18 protein-coding genes and 1 pseudogene are annotated in these 18,785 nt (G+C 45.7%); 7 read left to right on the top strand and 12 right to left on the bottom strand.

The window, feature by feature from the left end; all coding sequences use genetic code 11:
- Positions 1–141: pseudogene (locus R7E42_RS23165) on the bottom strand (octaprenyl diphosphate synthase); the annotation flags it as partial.
- Positions 142–397: 256 nt separating this feature from the next.
- Between R7E42_RS23165 and rplU the strand changes: the two are divergent.
- From rplU to folA, 6 genes are all read left to right on the top strand, one after another.
- The gene (gene rplU, locus R7E42_RS23160) at positions 398–709 is read left to right on the top strand and encodes a 50S ribosomal protein L21 (RefSeq protein ID WP_005383096.1); all 312 of its coding nucleotides are present in this window, start codon (positions 398–400) and stop codon (positions 707–709) included.
- Positions 710–729: 20 nt separating this feature from the next.
- A complete protein-coding gene (gene rpmA / locus R7E42_RS23155) occupies positions 730–987 on the top strand; it encodes a 50S ribosomal protein L27 (protein WP_005383095.1) in 258 nt (85 codons plus the stop codon).
- Positions 988–1,199: 212 nt separating this feature from the next.
- Positions 1,200–2,375 (top strand): Obg family GTPase CgtA, encoded by a 1,176-nt coding sequence (cgtA, locus tag R7E42_RS23150; protein WP_005383091.1) that lies wholly within the window; start codon positions 1,200–1,202, stop codon positions 2,373–2,375.
- 195 nt (positions 2,376–2,570) lie between these two features.
- Positions 2,571–3,371, top strand: a complete 801-nt coding sequence (locus tag R7E42_RS23145) for a threonine/serine exporter family protein (protein WP_005379664.1) — start codon at positions 2,571–2,573, stop codon at positions 3,369–3,371.
- Complete coding sequence (locus R7E42_RS23140; protein WP_005379665.1) at positions 3,371–3,844, top strand: threonine/serine exporter family protein; 474 nt, start codon at positions 3,371–3,373, stop codon at positions 3,842–3,844. Before R7E42_RS23145 ends, R7E42_RS23140 begins: the two co-directional genes overlap by 1 nt.
- A 9-nt stretch (positions 3,845–3,853) precedes the next feature.
- Positions 3,854–4,333 (top strand): type 3 dihydrofolate reductase, encoded by a 480-nt coding sequence (folA, locus tag R7E42_RS23135; RefSeq protein WP_132936736.1) that lies wholly within the window; start codon positions 3,854–3,856, stop codon positions 4,331–4,333.
- Positions 4,334–4,590: 257 nt separating this feature from the next.
- Here the strand turns inward: folA and apaH are convergent, their stop codons facing one another.
- The 6 genes from apaH to lptD all read right to left on the bottom strand — a co-directional run bounded on the left by apaH (position 4,591) and on the right by lptD (position 11,351).
- Positions 4,591–5,397 (bottom strand): bis(5'-nucleosyl)-tetraphosphatase (symmetrical) ApaH, encoded by an 807-nt coding sequence (gene apaH, locus R7E42_RS23130; protein WP_053306853.1) that lies wholly within the window; start codon positions 5,395–5,397, stop codon positions 4,591–4,593.
- A gap of 15 nt (positions 5,398–5,412) precedes the next feature.
- Entirely contained in the window at positions 5,413–5,793 is a 381-nt protein-coding gene (apaG, locus tag R7E42_RS23125; RefSeq protein ID WP_005379668.1) for a Co2+/Mg2+ efflux protein ApaG, read from the bottom strand.
- Positions 5,794–5,868: 75 nt separating this feature from the next.
- On the bottom strand, positions 5,869–6,678 hold the full coding sequence (rsmA, locus tag R7E42_RS23120; protein ID WP_005379669.1) for a 16S rRNA (adenine(1518)-N(6)/adenine(1519)-N(6))-dimethyltransferase RsmA: 810 nt from the start codon (positions 6,676–6,678) through the stop codon (positions 5,869–5,871).
- A complete protein-coding gene (gene pdxA / locus R7E42_RS23115) occupies positions 6,675–7,673 on the bottom strand; it encodes a 4-hydroxythreonine-4-phosphate dehydrogenase PdxA (protein WP_053306854.1) in 999 nt (332 codons plus the stop codon). Before pdxA ends, rsmA begins: the two co-directional genes overlap by 4 nt.
- Positions 7,663–8,946 (bottom strand): peptidylprolyl isomerase SurA, encoded by a 1,284-nt coding sequence (gene surA, locus R7E42_RS23110; RefSeq protein ID WP_053306855.1) that lies wholly within the window; start codon positions 8,944–8,946, stop codon positions 7,663–7,665. The genes pdxA and surA overlap by 11 nt, the downstream gene beginning before the upstream one ends.
- Before the next feature lie 59 nt (positions 8,947–9,005).
- Positions 9,006–11,351, bottom strand: a complete 2,346-nt coding sequence (gene lptD, locus R7E42_RS23105; RefSeq protein ID WP_005379673.1) for an LPS assembly protein LptD — start codon at positions 11,349–11,351, stop codon at positions 9,006–9,008.
- Between the two features lie 266 nt (positions 11,352–11,617).
- Here lptD and djlA point away from each other — a divergent pair, with 266 nt between their 5' ends.
- Positions 11,618–12,472, top strand: coding sequence for a co-chaperone DjlA (gene djlA / locus R7E42_RS23100; protein ID WP_005383076.1), 855 nt, complete (start codon positions 11,618–11,620; stop codon positions 12,470–12,472).
- Between the two features lie 138 nt (positions 12,473–12,610).
- Here the strand turns inward: djlA and R7E42_RS23095 are convergent, their stop codons facing one another.
- The 5 genes from R7E42_RS23095 to leuA all read right to left on the bottom strand — a co-directional run bounded on the left by R7E42_RS23095 (position 12,611) and on the right by leuA (position 18,575).
- Complete coding sequence (locus tag R7E42_RS23095; RefSeq protein WP_167415660.1) at positions 12,611–13,393, bottom strand: DUF547 domain-containing protein; 783 nt, start codon at positions 13,391–13,393, stop codon at positions 12,611–12,613.
- A gap of 335 nt (positions 13,394–13,728) precedes the next feature.
- Complete coding sequence (gene leuD, locus R7E42_RS23090) at positions 13,729–14,331, bottom strand: 3-isopropylmalate dehydratase small subunit (RefSeq protein WP_167415661.1); 603 nt, start codon at positions 14,329–14,331, stop codon at positions 13,729–13,731.
- An 11-nt stretch (positions 14,332–14,342) separates the two neighbouring features.
- Positions 14,343–15,743, bottom strand: coding sequence for a 3-isopropylmalate dehydratase large subunit (gene leuC / locus R7E42_RS23085; RefSeq protein WP_132936739.1), 1,401 nt, complete (start codon positions 15,741–15,743; stop codon positions 14,343–14,345).
- A gap of 110 nt (positions 15,744–15,853) precedes the next feature.
- Positions 15,854–16,945: a 3-isopropylmalate dehydrogenase gene (gene leuB, locus R7E42_RS23080; protein WP_005383068.1), complete on the bottom strand. Its 1,092-nt coding sequence runs from the start codon at positions 16,943–16,945 to the stop codon at positions 15,854–15,856.
- A gap of 82 nt (positions 16,946–17,027) precedes the next feature.
- Positions 17,028–18,575: a 2-isopropylmalate synthase gene (gene leuA / locus R7E42_RS23075; RefSeq protein WP_262630244.1), complete on the bottom strand. Its 1,548-nt coding sequence runs from the start codon at positions 18,573–18,575 to the stop codon at positions 17,028–17,030.
- Positions 18,576–18,785 lie beyond the last annotated feature (210 nt).

Raw genomic sequence — 18,785 nt, 5'->3', positions numbered from 1 at the left:
TAGACGTTTGCCTCCACCACTCACGATATAAAAACCGAGCTGGTTGATTAAAGAGACATCAGAATTAAGTTGGGCTTGAATTGTTTCATTCACTTTTGCCATGTCATCGGCAGTAAGCGCTTGGATAGTTTTAAAATCCATCGTATATCCGGCTGAAGTTAGACCCTGCAAGGCTTATTCGATTTATATAATTGTCGAATAATACACTAAAAAACGTTGATTAATACATTACTAAAGGGCATGATTGCCGCACTTTTCTTTGGCGATTAGCTTTTCGCCAATTTTTTCAAAATATGGCTTGTCATAGGAGCATCTATTCTGTAGAATCTGCGCCCTATTGATGATTAGTTTAGCGCACACCCTCAAGAAAGGCTGTGCGGAAAAAGCGGAGTAAAATATGTACGCTGTTTTCCAATCTGGTGGTAAACAACACCGTGTAAGCGAAGGTCAAACTCTTCGTTTAGAGAAATTAGACGTTGAAACTGGTGCAACTGTAGAATTTGATAAAGTTCTTCTTGTTGCTAACGGCGAAGACATCAAAGTTGGTGCTCCTCTTGTAGAGGGCGGCAAAATTGTTGCTGAAGTTGTACAACACGGTCGTGGCGATAAAGTTAAAATCGTTAAGTTCCGTCGTCGTAAGCACTCTCGTAAGCAACAGGGTCACCGTCAGTGGTTCACTGAAGTGAAGATCACTGGTATCAACGCTTAATCTATTAGGAGAGTTTAACAATGGCACACAAAAAAGCTGGTGGTTCTACTCGTAACGGCCGCGATTCAGAAAGCAAACGTCTAGGTGTTAAGCGTTTCGGTGGTGAATCTGTACTTGCAGGTAACATCATCGTTCGTCAACGTGGTACTAAGTTCCACGCTGGTAACAACGTAGGTATCGGTAAAGACCACACTCTATTCGCTCTTACTGAAGGTAAAGTGAAGTTCGAAGTGAAAGGTCCTAAGAACCGTAAGTTTGTAAGCATCGAAGCTGAGTAATTAGGTTTTTAACCAAATTACTTAATAGCTTTAAGCTGAATTCAAAAGCCCTGCCGAATCGGCGGGGTTTTTTATTTGTGGCAGTCGACATATCGAAGTTTCTCGCTAAGATCCTAAGCGATTTGAATCTGGGAGCTTAGATCTGTCATCTGCTAAAATTGTCGGATGACATAGTAAGATTTAATCCACGCACGAAGTAGTCGGAGTAAAAGATGAAGTTCGTAGATGAAGCGGTAGTAAAAGTTCAGGCTGGTGATGGCGGTAGTGGCGTTGTCAGTTTCTGGCGTGAAAAATTCATCACTAAAGGTGGCCCTGATGGCGGTGATGGCGGTGACGGTGGTGATGTTTATATCCAAGCTGATGAAAACCTAAATACCCTGATTGATTACCGTTTCCAGCGCTTCTACGAAGCTGAGCGTGGTGAAAACGGTCGCGGTGGTAACTGTACAGGTAAGCGTGGTAAAGACATTGTTCTTCGTGTACCTGTGGGTACGCGCGCTGTGGATATCCACACAAATGAAATCGTGGCGGAAGTTGCTGAACACGGTAAGAAAGTGATGATCGCAAAAGGCGGTTGGCACGGTCTAGGTAATACGCGTTTCAAATCTTCAGTAAACCGCGCGCCTCGTCAGAGAACATTGGGTACAAAGGGTGAAGTACGCGAAATTCGCCTTGAGCTATTGCTTCTTGCTGATGTGGGTATGCTTGGTCTACCTAATGCTGGTAAATCAACCTTTATCCGCGCAGTATCAGCAGCAAAACCGAAAGTCGCTGATTACCCATTCACGACTTTGATTCCAAGCTTGGGTGTCGTAAGTGTCGTACCAGAGAAAAGTTTTGTTGTTGCAGACATCCCTGGTTTGATCGAGGGTGCAGCAGATGGCGCTGGCCTTGGTATTCGATTCTTGAAGCACTTAGAGCGTTGTCGAGTGTTGCTGCACATGATCGATATTATGCCAATTGATCAGTCCGATCCGGTGCAAAATGCATTGACGATCATTGATGAATTAGAACAATACAGCGAAAAACTGGCAAGTAAGCCGCGCTGGTTAGTGTTCAACAAAGTTGATCTAATGCCTGAAGAAGAAGCGAATGAGAAGATCCAAGAAATCTTAGACGCACTAGGTTGGGAAGACGAGTACTTTAAGATCTCGGCGATCAATCGTAACGGTACTAAAGAGCTTTGTTACAAACTGGCTGACTTTATGGATAACCTACCTCGCGAAGAGGAAGAAGTGGCTGAAGAAGATAAAGTTAACTTCATGTGGGATGATTACCATAAAGATGCGATGGCGGGTAAAGACGTTATCACTGAAGATGACGACGACGATTGGGATGACTGGGACGATGAAGAAGATGACGGTCACGTTGTCTACGTTCGTGACTAATCAGAACGGTCAAACAATGCCTGTTTGCCTATAATTCATTAAGCCGCAATTATTTATTGCGGCTTTTTTTGTATCTAAATCATATTTAGGTGATGTGATTTACGGCACAATAACCGATACGTCGTGTTTTTTGAGGGTTAGTTTAGCCCTCGCGCGTATGAATGAGTAACACCCTAAAAGGAATTAGACTTATTTATGACTCTAGAAACCATACCGCCTAGAGAGTTGGCGGTATCTACTCAACGATCGATTTCTCGTCTTGTCGCCCAAGCCGGACAAATGCTACTTGCTCATGGTGCTGAAAGTACTCTTGTGAGCGATATTATGCGTCGTATTGGCCTAGCTTGTGGGGTGAATGAAGTTGCGGTAGCACTATCAGCTAATGCATTGGTTGTGACGACGGTAATGGATGGGCATTGCATCACCACCACCCGAAGCTGCGCTGATCGTGGCATCAATATGCGCGTTATTACGCAAATTCAACGAATCTGTATCATGATGGAACGTGGTTTGCTCGATTCAACCATGGCGCAGAAAAAGCTGAACGCTATCAGTCCAGAGCGTTATAACCGCTGGTTGGTGGTGTTTATGATTGGCTTGTCTTGTGCGGCATTCAGTCATCTTGCTGGTGGTGATTGGGGAGTATTCATCATGACCTTTTTAGCTTCAGCTGGTGGCATGATCGTTCGCCAAGAAATTGGTCATCGTCATTTCAACCCTCTATTGAACTTTGCTGCGACCGCTTTTGTGACTACCTTAATTTCAGCACAGGCGGAAATTTACCAAATCGGTAATCTACCTACCGTAGCAATGGCATCGTCAGTATTAATGCTTGTACCTGGTTTCCCACTCATTAACTCTGTCGCAGATATGTTGAAAGGCCACATTAATATGGGGATTGCTCGATTTGTGATGGCTAGTTTACTAACGTTGGCGACATGTTTGGGGATCGTTGCTGCGATGAGTGTAACTGGAATTTGGGGGTGGGCTATCTAATGAGTTTATTTGATTTGATGTTTGGCCTGTTGAATGACATGTTTTTTGCGGCGATTCCCGCCGTAGGATTTGCATTGGTTTTTAACGTGCCACAAAGGGCTTTAGTGTATTGCGCTGTTGGTGGTGCGATTGGTCATGGTAGCCGCTACTTGATGATGCAGTTTGGCATTCCTATTGAGTGGGCAACCTTTTTTGCCGCGACGTTAGTTGGGATGATTGGTGTGTACTGGTCTCACCGTTTTCTCGCGCATCCAAAAGTGTTTACTGTGGCTGCTTTGATCCCGATGGTGCCGGGTGTGTTTGCGTACAAAGCAATGATCGCTATGGTAGAAATCAATCATGTTGGCTACTCACCCGAGCTTGTCGCAACCTGTATGGAAAACTTTCTTAAGGCCATGTTTATTATTGCAGGTTTAGCTGTTGGTCTTGCGGTTCCAGGGCTGTTATTCTATCGCCGCAGACCAATTGTATAAGGACCTAACATGATCATTAGTATGATTGCCGCGATGGCCGACAATCGCATCATTGGCAAAGACAATCAAATGCCTTGGCATCTTCCCGCCGATTTCGCTTGGTTTAAGCGTTGTACCATGGGAAAACCGGTTGTGATGGGACGCAAAACCTATGAGTCTATTGGTCGCCCTTTACCTGGTCGCTTGAATATTGTTATCAGCCGTGATGAGACACTAAAGATCGAAGGCGTCACTACCGTAACATCGATTGAGCAAGCTTTGGACGTGGCTGGTGACGTGGAAGAAGTGATGATCATTGGTGGTGGTGCGATTTACGCATCTTGTCTGCCTATGGCCAATAAACTGTATGTAACACACATTGAAGCGGCCATTGATGGTGATACTCAGTTCCCAGATTGGGGAGACGAGTTTAAGGAAACTTACTCAGAAATGTATCAAGCCGATGAGAAGAACGCCTACAACATGCGTTTTACGGTGTTAGAGAAGTAATTCGAGATTAAAACGGGGTAATGCCGTTCGTATAGCAGCGAGCGGTCATCCCAACCTACCGTCATCCTGAAAAGCGACGAACGAGCGAGGTTCAGGAGCCTCTATACGAGTACTTTGTTGTCAAAGGTATTTCTATCTATTCGCAGCGCGAGGATATTAGATTCCTAGTCTCGTTAAGGCTCGTTGGAATGACCCTACAGGAGGTGTTAAGTGACAGGTATTCCTCCTACTATGGATTATCGACTGTTATTCAGTGTTTAACTTAACGCATCCTGAGTAAAAATTTTCTTATCTTCCCAACGGATCATGGTTAGGCTTCCGCCCCAAACACAGCCAGTATCTAGCCCGATGACTTCGTTGTTCATATAACCTTGCAGTGCAGCCCAGTGCCCAAAGAGCACCGCTTTGTTTAAGTGGATACGTTTAGGCACCTCAAACCATGGAATAAGTTCGTTACCGGAAACTTGTTGCGGTGGCAATTTACAATCCATATCCAAACGACCATCAGGGAAACAAAAGCGCATCCGCGTAAAAGCATTGATAATATAACGGTATCGGTCCAAACCCTGTAGAGAGTCATCCCAGGAATCAGGTTGATTGCTGTACATGTTTTTTAATAGCCAAGGCAGCTCTTCACTTTGGATGATGCGCTCAACTTCACGGGCACACTTTCTCGCTGTTTTTAGATTCCACTGCGGTGATATGCCAGCGTGACACATCACGAACTCGTCATGCTCGGCCAATAGAGGTTGCTGAGCTAGCCATGTCAGTAGTTCCTCTTTGTCAGGGGCCGTGAAAATAGGTGCGGTTCTATCTTTGTCTTTGACCTTTTTTATCCCGTGAGCCACTGCGAGAAGGTGAAGGTCGTGATTACCAAGCACCACGATTGCGCTTGCGCCAAGTGACTTCACAAAGCGTAACGTTTCTAGTGATTTAGGCCCTCTGGCGACCAAATCACCAGCAAGCCAAAGTTGGTCTTTTTTCGCAGAGAAAGATACTTTTTCTAGTAATCGCTGCAATTCATCAAAACAGCCTTGGATGTCACCAACAATATAGGTAGCCACTGAATCTCCAATTTACTAATTTAAAACATTTGGAACAGCCAAGCGAAATGGTTCGATTTCGGTGATGAACTCTTGCCCTTTCTCATCCAGCATTTTGTAGTGTCCTTGCATAACGCCGACAGGGGTTTCTAACGCGGTTCCGCTACTGTACGTGTATTCATCATTGCTTGGAATAAAGGGCTGCTGGCCTACCACTCCGTCACCTTCAACCGTCATTTGCTTGCCATTCGAGTCTGTGATTAGCCAGCGGCGGCTCACTAACTGTACGGTTTGTTGGCTAAGGTTTTTGATGGTGATGATATAAGCGAAAACGTAGCGTTGTAGCTCTGGGTTGGACTGTTCTTCGATGTATTTGGTGTGAACTTGAATTTTGATGCAAGGTTGAATGACGTCCATGTGCACTCCTCAGAAACGTAATATCCCAATAATAATAAGCCAAACCTACAAGGGTTTGGCTTATTGTTTGAGTTCTTAGTGCTGCGGGTTATCCGCAAGCCAGTTCGCCATTGCGACGAATTGTTCTAGCGTCAGGTTCTCTGGACGCATGCTTGGATTAACACCTAGCTCTTCTAGTACTTCTGTGCTTAACAACGATTTGTAGCAGTTACGAACTGTTTTACGACGTTGGTTAAAGCCTTCACGACAAACGCGATCGAGCAAACGCAGATCTTTCGCCGGGCATGGCAGCTCTTCGTAAGGCACTAAACGAACAACGGCAGAATCCACTTTCGGTGGTGGAACGAATGCCGTTGGCGGTACTTCCAGTACCGGTACTACTTTACAGTAGTACTGAGCCATTACCGTTAAACGGCCGTAAGCTTTGCTGCCAGGGCCGGCGGCTAAGCGGTTTACCACTTCTTTTTGCAGCATAAAGTGCATGTCTTGAATGTCTTTATGGAACTCAAAAAGGTGGAACATCAATGGTGTAGAGATGTTGTATGGCAAGTTACCAAAAATGCGCAGCTTGTTGTTTGGCTTCACTAATTGAGTGAAGTCAAAACGCATAGCGTCACCCTCATGGATGGTCAACTTATCCGCCAGTTCAGGGTGAGTACGTAGGCGTTCTGCCAGATCGCGGTCTAATTCGATAACTGTGAACTTATCCACTTCACGACCTACCGGCTCAGTGATTGCACCAAGACCAGGACCGATTTCAACCAGGTTTTGACCTGGTTTTGGGTTAATCGCTGATACGATTCCATCAATAATGTATGGATCGTTCAGGAAGTTTTGACCAAAACGTTTACGCGCTTTGTGTCCTAAATGGACATCATTTCTCATTGTTTCTTCTCTACCAAATCTATCGCATGCGTGAGCGCTGTTCGGAAACTCCCTGTATCCGCTTGACCTGTCCCTGCCAGATCTAATGCAGTACCGTGGTCCACCGATGTTCTAATAAAAGGTAGACCAAGAGTAATATTTACTGAACGACCAAAGCCTTTGTATTTTAATACTGGCAATACTTGATCATGGTACATGCCTAAAACAGCATCAGCATCATTTAAATATTTTTCATTGAAAATGGTATCAGCCGGCAGAGGGCCGATCAGGTTGATACCTTTTTCTTGTCGAATTTTTTCCAGTGTCGGAGTGATGGTCTCGATCTCTTCACGACCTAAGCAGCCATCTTCGCCAGCATGAGGGTTAAGCCCGCAAACGTAGATGTTTGGTTGTGCGATAGCAAACTTTTCTACAAGGTCTTTATGAAGAATATCGATGATTTTTTCTAATCGCTCTTCGGTGACTGCTTTGGACACATAAGCTAAAGGAATATGTGTTGTAACCAGCGCCACGCGTAGTCCTTCCGTTGCTAGCATCATTACGACTAGCGGCGTTTGTGACTTCTCGGCGAAAAATTCAGTATGACCACTGAATGCAACACCTGCGCGATTAATCACCCCCTTATGAACAGGGCCGGTGACAATAGCATCAAATTCATCATTCATACAGCCTAAAGCCGCTCTTTCTAGCGTTTTTAATACATAGTGGCCATTCGCTTCATTGAGCTCGCCTGCGACCGCAGGTTCCGATATTTGGATATGGTCAACGATAAGCGTGCCCGATTTTTGTGCTTTAGGTGTTTCTTCTGGATTGTAATCAGACAGTTGGACTTCGATGCCAAGCTGCTTGGCTCGCTCCGTCAGCATATTCTTATCGGCACAGACGACAATTTGGTGCGCCCAATCTTCTTTCGATAGGGCAAGCACTAAGTCTGGGCCGATACCCGCAGGTTCCCCTGCGGTTACGACAATTCTACGAATTGTATTAGTTGTCATTGTTGTCATCCACGATTTCAACAAACGCACTTGCGCGTAGCTCTTGCATCCATGCGCCCGCTTCTTCATTAAATTTACGGTTAAATAGAATACGGTAAGCTTTGTTCTTCATCGCTGAGTCAGTACGGTCAACTTGGCGACGATCCAACACTTCAACGATATGCCAGCCGTGAACGGTTTTGAACGGTTCGCTGATTGAGCCAACTGGCAGAGTTTCTACTTGGTGCTTGAATTCTGGCACGTAAAGATCTGGTGTTTGATAACCTAGTTCACCGTCTTGTGCTGCCGAGCCAGGATCTTGACTGTATTGTGTTGCCAATTGAGCGAACGTTGCTTCACCGGCTTTGATGCGGCGTACAAATTCATTCAGTTGCTTCTTCGCCCCTTCGTCGCTCAGAATCACGGTTGGTTTAATCAAAATATGACGCGCATTTACTTCCGTTACCGCAACCGTTTCTAGGCCTTTTACATCCTCTATTTTTAGGATGTGGAAACCAACGCCACTACGGAATGGACCAATAATGCTGCCTTTGTTTTGCATCTTGATCTGATCAGCAAAGATGGTTGGCATCTCTTCTTTACGCATCCAGCCCCAATCACCACCTTGTAAAGCTTTAGGACCTTTAGAGTAGGTGTAGGCCATCTCCGTAAAATCTGCACCTTCGTTTAGCTTTTTCGCGAGCGCTTTAGCTTCTGCTTCTACAGCAGATTTTTCTTTATCGTCAGAGAAGCGCAGTTGAATGTGCCCAATTTTGTATTGAACAGTCGCATTGGTTTCTTGTGATAGTTGCTCAGCAAGGCTATCTACCTCTGCTGGAAGGATATTAATACGGCGACGAACCAGTGCATTGCGGGCTTCTGATGCGGCGATTTCCTTACGAATTTGTTCGCGGAATTCTGGGTAACTTAAACCTTCACTTTCTACAGAAGCGGCGAGTTGTTCTACTGTTTGCTCATTATTACGTGCGATCTCTGCAATCGCTTGGTTTAAACGGTTGTCGTCAATACGCACACCAATACGGTCTGCTTCTTGGCCTTGCAACGTGTCAATAATAAGTTTTTCAACAACTTGTTCTTTTAATACGCTGGTAGAAGGTAAGCTCTTTCCACTTTGACGTGCGTTGGCTTGCAGCGTTTTCATCGCTGTTTCGATGTCGCTTTGTAGAACTACACCGTCGTTCACGATGACCGCAACCTTATCGATCTCTACTGGTGCTGCAACCGCTCCGCAAGAGAGTAGGGTCGTGAATAAGATTGATTTCCAAATTTTCATTTAAAATTCCGTCAGTATTTTTGAATAGGCGTCTTATTCATTTAAGACGCCTATTTTGATTAATTGTTCAGATAGAATGGGCGGCCGTACTTAATCGCGTTGTCAGAACCATCCAGTTCTTTGACAGCAGTGTCTTCACGCTGGTTGGTCGCAAAGCCTTGAATACCGAAGTTAACGCTGAAGTTATTTTCGTATTCAGGTGATGCCCCGGTGCTGCCGATAGCTTGGTCTTCCCAACCAAGCAATTGGTTTGAGTAAGTGACGCCAATGTACCAACAGTCAGATTGGTAACGTAGGCTCGCTAACCATTCTAGGTCCGCATTTTCATTGAGGTCGTAGTAGTATTGACCACTCGCAGACCAGTTCGGGTTGAACTCGTAGGCCGCTACAATACCTGCTTGAGAAATACCTTTACGAGTAATTGTGTCTAGGTTTTCGAGAATGATCGTATCTTCGATGTATTCACGCGTAACGTAGCGATAGTTACCCTGAATAAAGCCGCCGTTGAATTGGTACTCCAAGGTACTGTTTGCCAACTGCATGGAGCTCAAATCAATATCGTATTGAATTCCACCGTGATAGAACAAGTAATCGTTGTAGTTGAAATCAGCTTCAATTGCCCATGATGAGTAATTGGTTGTCTCATCCGGAAGATTTGGGCTGTTGCTCAGTTTGGTCTTTTTATCGAAGTAGTAAATCTGACCAAATGAAACGTTAAGACGCTCTTTATAGTCATCATCAAAGAAGCGAGTACTCGCACCGTAGCTTAACTGGTTCGCCGAGGCGATTTTATCAATGCCACTGTACTTACGACTGCGGAATAGCCCGTAGTAGTCGGTTTGTAGCAAGGTGGTATCGTAGTTGTAGATGTTGGTTTGATCTTCTTCAGGTACGTACAAGTACTGCAGCTGAGGCTCCAGTGTTTGTGTGTAGCCCTTGATCCAGCTTGTATCTCGCTCTAAGTAAAGTTGCGCATGCGTACGGAACTCAGGAATAACACGAGAAACTTCATCATCCAACTGGTTTTGCAAGTTTACATCTGTCAAACCCGTTAAGTCTTGAGAGTAATACGTAGAGAGCACACGCGCTTCTGTTGTCCACGTTGCCCATGAGTTTGAGAGTGGTAATGTAAGCCCTGGTTCAATGTGAACACGGGTCGCATTTGGTCGCGCAGCATCGCTCGTATCGAAGCGGCTGACTTGGCTCTTCACGTCAAAGTTAAGGTAGTCTCCCCACAACGGCGTGTAGTAGTTCAAGTCTAACTGAGGAAGCAGGCGATAAGGGCGGTTCTCTTCTTTCAATAAGATTTGGAAGTCACGAACGGTTAACGAGGCATCCCAGAAGTCAGAACGATATTGTACTTGTCCTTCTTGAACCAGTTGACCATCTTCACGGTTACCAATGTCGGAGTCGAGATCGAGGAAGTAATCAATATCACTCACTTTTGAGTAATCGACTTTGACTATCCACTGTTTATTGATGATACCGTCGTGTTTAACTTGGTAGCCCCAACGAGACTCGTCCTGATATTTGCGATCACTATTGAGGTATTCGCCTTTGATTTCTCCATTTCCCCAACCATCTGTTAGGTAGCGGAAGTCAGTATCGAGTTTTGTACCACGTTGCTGCATATAGAGCGTGGTGAGTGTCATGTCATATTGAGGCGCGATGTTCCAATAGAATGGCACCTCGACTTCCATACCATCACTAGAACCGTACGATAAAGAAGGGAAGAGGAAACCCGTTTTACGCGTATCTCCAATTGGCATGGTTAGATACGGCACATAGAAAACAGGCACATCTAACACTTCAAATCGAGGATGGTGCAGCGTCGCTGTCTCTTCATCTTGGTCAACATCGATGCCTGACGCAACCAATCGCCATGAATTATCGCCTTGAGGGCACGATGTGATAGAGCCATCTTCGAGTTCATAAACCGACTGACCTGTGCGAGCGATATAGGCTGCAGTGCCTCGGCCTTGTTGGCAAAGGAACTGATAATCGGTGTTCTCAAGTGAAAACGTATCTTGATTAATGTCGTTAGTAACACGATCAGATCGAGCTTTGACTTGGCCGTCATTGAAAGTCACGTTGCCTTCGGCAACCACGACGTTGTCTTGTTGGTGCAGCGTTACGCTATCTGCGGTAATTTTCTTCTGGCCTTGGGTGACTTGTACATTACCTGAGTACTGAGCTTTGTCACCATTGATGGCTTGCAGGGTGTCAGCTTCTACCACTACTGGGGTATTAAGAGCGTCCTCCTCGCCACTTGTATCGACCAAACATTGATCTGTGGCGGGCATTTCCTGCACACTATCATGGATATTCGCTTCAGCTTGAGTGGTGGGTACAAACAAGGCGGTGCTGATAGAGGCCGCTAAAAATGTGCGGGAGAAATGTTGCATTGAATTGAACTTTCCTGTGTCACTACTACTCGATGGCTATAGGGCTTGTTGTACCCTAGCGTAATAGCCAAATGAATCAACTATAGTCGCATTTATCCCAGCGTATTGATTCACTGTGGCATAATGACGACAAAATAGCTGCAAAGATAAGCAGGCGAAATGGCCTAGCCGAAATAAAACTAATTCCATTATCATAAAGGAAATCGTTGCATCCGGCACTATAAGACCGCCGTCGTCGATAAAAATTCATTGATAGAGAACACATAATGCATATTTTTGGCAAAATTCTGGGTGCCTTTTTTGGCTTGTTACTTGGCGGGCCGCTAGGTTTACTCTTTGGCTTATTTATTGGCCATCAATTCGATAAAGCACGTCGCTTGAGTCAAGCCGGGTTCTCTACTGGCGGCTTTGGAAAAGGGCCAAGTCAAGCTCAGCGCCAAGAAGAGTTTTTTAAAGCGGCGTTTGCGGTAATGGGACATGTGGCAAAAGCGAAAGGCCAAGTCACCAAAGAGGAAATCCAACTGGCTTCAGCCATGATGGACCGCATGAATTTGCATGGCGAACAGCGTCGCGCAGCGCAAGACGCGTTTCGTGAAGGTAAAGACAGCGACTTTCCGTTAGAAGATGTTCTTGTTCGTGTGAAAATTTCGACAGCTGGTCGCTTTGACTTGTTGCAATTTTTCTTAGAGCTGCAAATCTCGGCGGCCTTTGCAGATGGCTCGATCCACCCGAGTGAACGAAATGTACTACACAAGATTGCACGTGGTTTGGGTTTCTCTTCTGAGCAATTAGAGCGTCGTTTGCAAATGCAAGAAGCCGCATTTCGTTTCCAAAGCCAGGGCGGTTTTCATGGTCAGCATCAAGGCCAATCTTCAGGTGGTAGCTGGCAACAAGCTTCACAAGCGGATCAGTTGGCCGACGCGTACAAAATTCTGGATGTGTCTTCAGATGCAGACAGTAAAACCGTTAAGCGTGCTTATCGTAAACTGATGAACGAGCATCACCCGGACAAATTGATGGCTAAAGGTTTACCACCAGAGATGATGAACGTCGCGAAAGAGAAATCTCAAGAGATTCAAAACGCTTACGATCTTATTAAGAAGGTTAAAGGCTTCAAGTAGTCGGACGTTTTCTATCAAGTATTGGATTTAAAAAGGGCACTGAGTGCCCTTTTTTATGTCTTAGTTTTTGAGTTGCCGGTGTCTTTAGCTTTTGGCCTATTATGTCCCTAATGCTAATTGACCTCACATCCCCCCAGTTTAGTTGGCTTGATTCAAGTCCCAATCGTATTTGTATTTCACTTTGCCAGAGAAGTTTTTGTATTGCGGTGCGTACTTTGCGATGTGTTTGAAGATTTGTTTTTCTCCACCAAAGTCCGTTGCAAACCAATCATAAATAGAAGACAGCTGCGCCGTGTTACCTTGGATAGATACGCCTTTGCTGCTGTTGATAAATGTTTTGGCGGCACTATCCAGTAGAGTTTGCGTGTTGTCAGCAGTGAATGCTTGAGATTGCAGATTAGGGCATCCTAGGCTGGCACAGTTAACCGCGTAATGCGTTCTTGGGTCATTCCAAATTGGACGCAAAATTCGATGTTCAATATCGTTTAAAGTCAGATCTTTCCCATTGACCACGACCACATCGTCTCCCCAAGGACCAAAGCTAAATAAACCACCTAGCTTGGTGATTGATTCGACTGGATAGTTATCCAAAATAAGATCTACCGTGATGGCGTTGTAAAGGTTTACCCAATAGGCATATTGCTCTGCTTGGCTGTATTGTAGAGGGTCTAGTTTTGCCAAACGCTGGATGTATTGTTTCAGCTTGGTTTTATCGACAGAGGAGACTTGGCTATAACGAAACAAGGTATTCTCGCCTTGTTCAACTAAATAAGTATCGAGCAGTTGTTGCCATTCTTGATGAGAAATTTGGGTTTGGTTGGCTTGATTCGATTGTTTCCAATATGGCCATAAGTCGGATTTTGGAGCGGAAAATGTCGAGAAAGAAACCAGAGCACACAACAGCAATAACAGACGCTTCATAGAGATACCTTTGAATGAGATATTGTTGATAGTGTAGACCAGTTTAGTGCTTGTTTTCTTTCAGTAATCAGTGGCCTTTATTCGCCGTCATTCCGAGGAGCATAAGCGAAATCAGGAATCTAATACCCACAAACTCTTGAGTAAAGACAGTATTAATCTGCACAGTGCGCTCTGGCAGTCGATCCTGAATCACGCTCCTTCGTCGCTGTTCAGGATGACGAATTTCAACAGAGGCGTTCGGTATTCCGTAAGCAAAGCGATATAAAATCAGTTGTCTAAATAATTAAAAGGGCCGACAATTGCCAGCCCTTGATTTGTGTATTTACTAACGCGTCTTAACACAAGAAGCTTGGAATATTCGCTTCGTACTCGGCAATCTTATCTTCGTGCTGAAGGGTTAGACCAATGTTGTCCAAACCGTTTAGCAGGCAGTGACGACGGAACGAATCGATTTCAAAACTATATTCTTTGCCGTTGGCGCGAACCACATTCGCTTCTAGGTCGACCTCGATTTCTGCGCCTTCATTCGCCTCAACAAACTGGAAGATTTCATCCACTTCTTGCTCAGTCAAACGAACTGGCACCATTTGGTTGTTGATCGAGTTACCGTAAAAAATATCGGCAAAGCTTGGTGCGATCATCGCTTTGATGCCGTAATCCGCCAGTGCCCACGGTGCGTGCTCACGAGAAGAACCACAACCGAAGTTTTCACGCGCGAGCAAGATAGAAGCACCTTGGTAGCGAGGTGCGTTCATCACGAACTCTGGGTTTGGCTGTTCGCCAGCATCGTCTAGGAAGCGCCAGTCATGAAATAGGTGCTTACCAAACCCTAGGCGAGAGACCTTTTGCAGGAACTGCTTTGGAATGATGGCATCAGTATCTACGTTCGCTGCATCTAGAGGAACAACTAAGCCTGTGTGTTGTTTAAAGCCTGACATTTGTTTGCTCCTTAGTCTAGTTCACGAATATCTACAAAGTGACCAGCAATTGCTGCCGCCGCTGCCATCGCAGGGCTCACTAGGTGGGTACGGCCATCACGACCTTGGCGGCCTTCAAAGTTACGGTTTGAAGTAGACGCACAACGTTCATGTGGACCTAAACGGTCGTTGTTCATTGCTAGACACATTGAACAACCTGGTAGGCGCCATTCAAAGCCCGCTTCTTTAAAGATCACGTCCAAACCTTCCGCTTCTGCTTGCGCTTTTACTTGCTCAGAGCCAGGAACGATGAGCGCTTGAACGTGAGACGCGACTTTGCGACCTTTCGCTACTTCAGCGGCTGCGCGCATGTCTTCGATACGTGAGTTAGTACAAGAACCAACGAAGACTTTATCGACGTTGTAATCAGACAATGACTTGCCCGCTTCTAGACCCATGTAAGCCAATGCTTTTTCTGCCGAGGCTTTTTCTACTGGGTCGGCAAAGCTCTCTGGTGCTGGGATCGGCTGGTCTACCGCGATTACTTGACCTGGGTTTGTGCCCCAAGTGACTTGTGGTCTGATATCCGCTGCGTTTAGTGTCACGACTGCATCAAACTGAGCATCATCGTCCGTTTTTAATGTCTTCCAGTACTCTACTGCTGCATCAAAATCCGCACCTTGAGGGGAGAATTTACGGCCTTTAATGTATTCGAATGTGGTTTCATCTGGTGCAATCAAACCGGCTTTTGCACCTAACTCAATCGCCATATTACATACGGTCATACGACCTTCCATTGAAAGGTCAGTGATCGCTTCACCACAGAATTCAACTACGTAACCGGTACCGCCTGCTGCTGTGGTTTCACCGATGATTGCTAGCACAATGTCTTTCGCAGTAATGCCCGGAGCTACTTTGCCTTTCACTTCGATCTTCATCGTTTTAGCGCGCGCTTGTTTTAGCGTTTGAGTCGCTAATACGTGCTCAACTTCAGATGTACCAATACCAAAAGCTAGCGAGCCGAATGCACCGTGTGTAGCAGTGTGTGAGTCACCACAAACAATGGTCATGCCCGGTAGGGTAATACCAAGCTCTGGGCCCATAACATGCACAATACCTTGGTATTTGTGGTTGATGTCGTAAAGCGTAACGCCAAACTCTTCACAGTTTTTCGATAGCGTTTCCATCTGGATACGAGCCATCTCACCCGATGCGTTGATGTCTTTGGTGGTTGTCGAAACGTTGTGGTCCATGGTGGCAAAAGTTTTGCTGACCTGACGCACTTTACGACCTTTTTCACGCAAGCCGTCAAATGCTTGCGGAGACGTCACTTCATGTACCAAGTGACGGTCGATGTACAAGATTGGGTTTTCCCCTTCTGCTGCGACGGCAACGTGTGCGTCGTAGACTTTTTCGTATAATGTTTTGCCCATTGTTTGCTTCCTTTCCTCGTTATCCTTGTTGCTTTGTTTTAGCACCAATGACTTAGAGGTAAGTCATTGGTGGATAGAGGATTTAGTATTTATTATGAATCTGTTTTGTATTAAGAGTTTAAGATGTACTCAGCGATCTTATCGCCCATCTCAGACGTCGAAAGTGCAGGGTTGTCACCAGCAAGGTCACCCGTTAGCTCACCCGCTGATAGTGCTTTTGAAACTGCCGTTTCGATGTCTTGTGCCGCTGTTTCCTCACCTAGGCTATAACGCAGCATCAGTGCAGCAGATAGGATTTGTGCCACAGGGTTAGCGATGTTCTTACCTGCGATATCTGGTGCACTGCCGCCTGCTGGCTCGTACAGACCGAATTTGCTTTCGTTTAGACTTGCTGATGGCAACATACCCATAGAGCCTGTGATCATCGCGCATTCATCAGAAATGATGTCGCCGAAGATGTTTGAACACAGCATTACGTCGAACTGAGCAGGGTCTTTGATAAGCTGCATAGTCGCGTTATCAATGTACATGTGTGACAACTCGACATCTGGGTAGTCTTTTGCGATTTCTTCGACTACTTCACGCCATAAGATAGAGCTTTGTAGAACGTTCGCTTTGTCGATAGAGCACACTTTCTTGCGACGTAGACGAGCAGACTCAAAAGCGATTTTTGCAATACGTTCGATCTCAAAGCGGTGGTACACCTCAGTATCAAATGCTTTTTCTGTTGCGCCTTCACCTTCACGACCTTTCGGTTGGCCGAAGTAGATACCACCCGTCAGTTCACGGACTACCACGATGTCAAAGCCGCGACCCGAGATGTCTGCACGTAGCGGTGAGAAAGCTTCAAGACCTGAGTGAATTTGCGCTGGACGTAAGTTACAGAACAGTTGGAAGTGTTTGCGTAGTGGAAGTAGGGCACCGCGTTCAGGTTGGTCGTTTGGTGGTAAGTGCTCCCACTTAGGGCCGCCAACCGAGCCGAATAGGACTGCATCAGACTCTTCACATGCTTTTATTGTGCTCTCTGGAAGTGGACAACCGTGATTGTCGATCGCGATACCACCTACATCATGCTCGTCACGCTCAAACGCAATACCATGTTTCTTTTCGATTGCATCCAATACTTTATGTGCCTGCGCCATTACTTCCGGGCCAATGCCGTCACCGGGTAGGACGGCAATTTTGTACGATTTGTCTGTCATGTTAATCCTTTAAGTTTTCTAATTTTGAGCTTAATTATTTCAACGAGCGTGTTCTTTCCTGAGCCGTGTAGCCCGGTTGTTATTACACAGTCGCAATCTTTTTCTGCTTCATTTCTTCGATTTTATCTGCACGATGAATGCTGTTAATAACGTGCAATAATGCTTGGCCGGAAGCCTCAACGATGTCGGTGGAAACACCCGTACCGTGGTATTTGCGACCTTTGTAGTTGGCAATGATGTCTGCTTGACCCAAACCATCTTCACCTTCACCTTTCGCGGTTAGGTCGAATTTATCCAGAACGATGTCGTAGCCTGTCACGCGGTAGATACATTGGTATAGCGCATCAACTGGGCCATTACCGACCGCTGCTTCACTCATTTCTTCATCACCGCATTGCATTTTGATGCTGGTGGTAGCCATTACGCTGCCAGACTGCACGCTTAGGTAGCTCAATTTGTAGAAGTCATCTTCTTCACGCAAGTTCGAGAAGTGCATTAGGGCTTCTAGGTCGTAATCGAACACTTGGCCTTTGCGGTCAGCAAGTTTCAAGAAATCCGCATACAGTGCGTCTAGGTTGTACTCGTCTTCGTTGTAACCCATGGTGTCCATATGGCTCTTCACGGCAGCGCGACCGCTGCGGCTGGTTAGGTTCAGAGCTTGGTTTTTTAGGCCAATAGACTCAGGGGTCATGATTTCGTAGGTATTCTTATTCTTCAACATGCCATCTTGGTGGATGCCTGAAGAGTGGCTAAACGCATTTGCACCCACAATTGCTTTGTTGCTTTGAATAGGCATATTGCATAGCTGGCTAACCAACTTACTGGTGCGGTGAATTTCATCATGCTTAATGCCAGTGTGAACGCCCAAAAACTCTTGACGAGTCTTGATGATCATTGCGATCTCTTCAAGTGAACAGTTACCCGCTCGCTCTCCAATGCCATTGATCGTGCCTTCTATCTGACGTGCGCCAGCTTGAACGGCGGCAATAGAGTTGGCAACTGACATCCCCAAATCGTCGTGACAGTGAACGGAGATGATCGCTTTATCAATGTTCGGAACGCGGTTAAATAGAGTTTCAATAATCCCACCAAACTCACTTGGTACGGTGTAGCCAACGGTATCTGGAATGTTGATTGTACTCGCACCTGCATTGATGGCGGCTTCTACCATGCGACATAGGTTGTCGATTGGAGTACGACCAGCATCTTCACAAGAAAACTCGACATCATCAGTGTAGTTACGTGCATGTTTAACGGCGTTGACTGCCATTTCTAGTACATCGTCGTAGCTGCGGCGTAGTTTGTCTTCTACGTGAATGGTGGAAGTGGCTAAAAACGTGTGGATACGGAATTGGTCAGCCACTTTTAATGCTTCAGCGGCAGCATCAATGTCTTTCGCAACGGCACGCGAAAGGGCACAAACTCGACTGTTTTTTATGTTTTTTGCGATGGTTTGTACAGACTCGAAATCACCTGGTGAAGAGATTGGGAAGCCAGCTTCGATAACATCAACGCCGAGTCTTTCCAGCGCATAGGCAATCTGCAGTTTTTCTTTAACCGTCAAGCTTGCTGACAACGCTTGCTCGCCATCACGCAATGTGGTGTCGAATATAATGACCTGATCGTTCATGTTTGCTTCCTTCCTGATTTCTGCACTTTCGCGCAAGTGAATCGTTTACTTCCAGTATTTAGATATAAAAAAACCCGCATTCTCATGCGGGTTCTTAGAAATTGGTGTGGTTATTTTTCTTCCACAGCCTACCCGCGCGAACTGGTCACGATCAGGAGGAGGCTAAGCAGGATAGAAAAATGAGCTGACATAGTTGTTAAGCTTTCCACA

It is taken from the genome of Vibrio sp. Vb1337 (assembly GCF_033338715.1).
Classification (GTDB): Bacteria; Pseudomonadota; Gammaproteobacteria; order Enterobacterales; family Vibrionaceae; genus Vibrio; species Vibrio alginolyticus.
The sequence above is the reverse complement of the archived record's forward strand: the minus strand, read 5'-3'. Positions and strand labels throughout refer to the sequence as shown.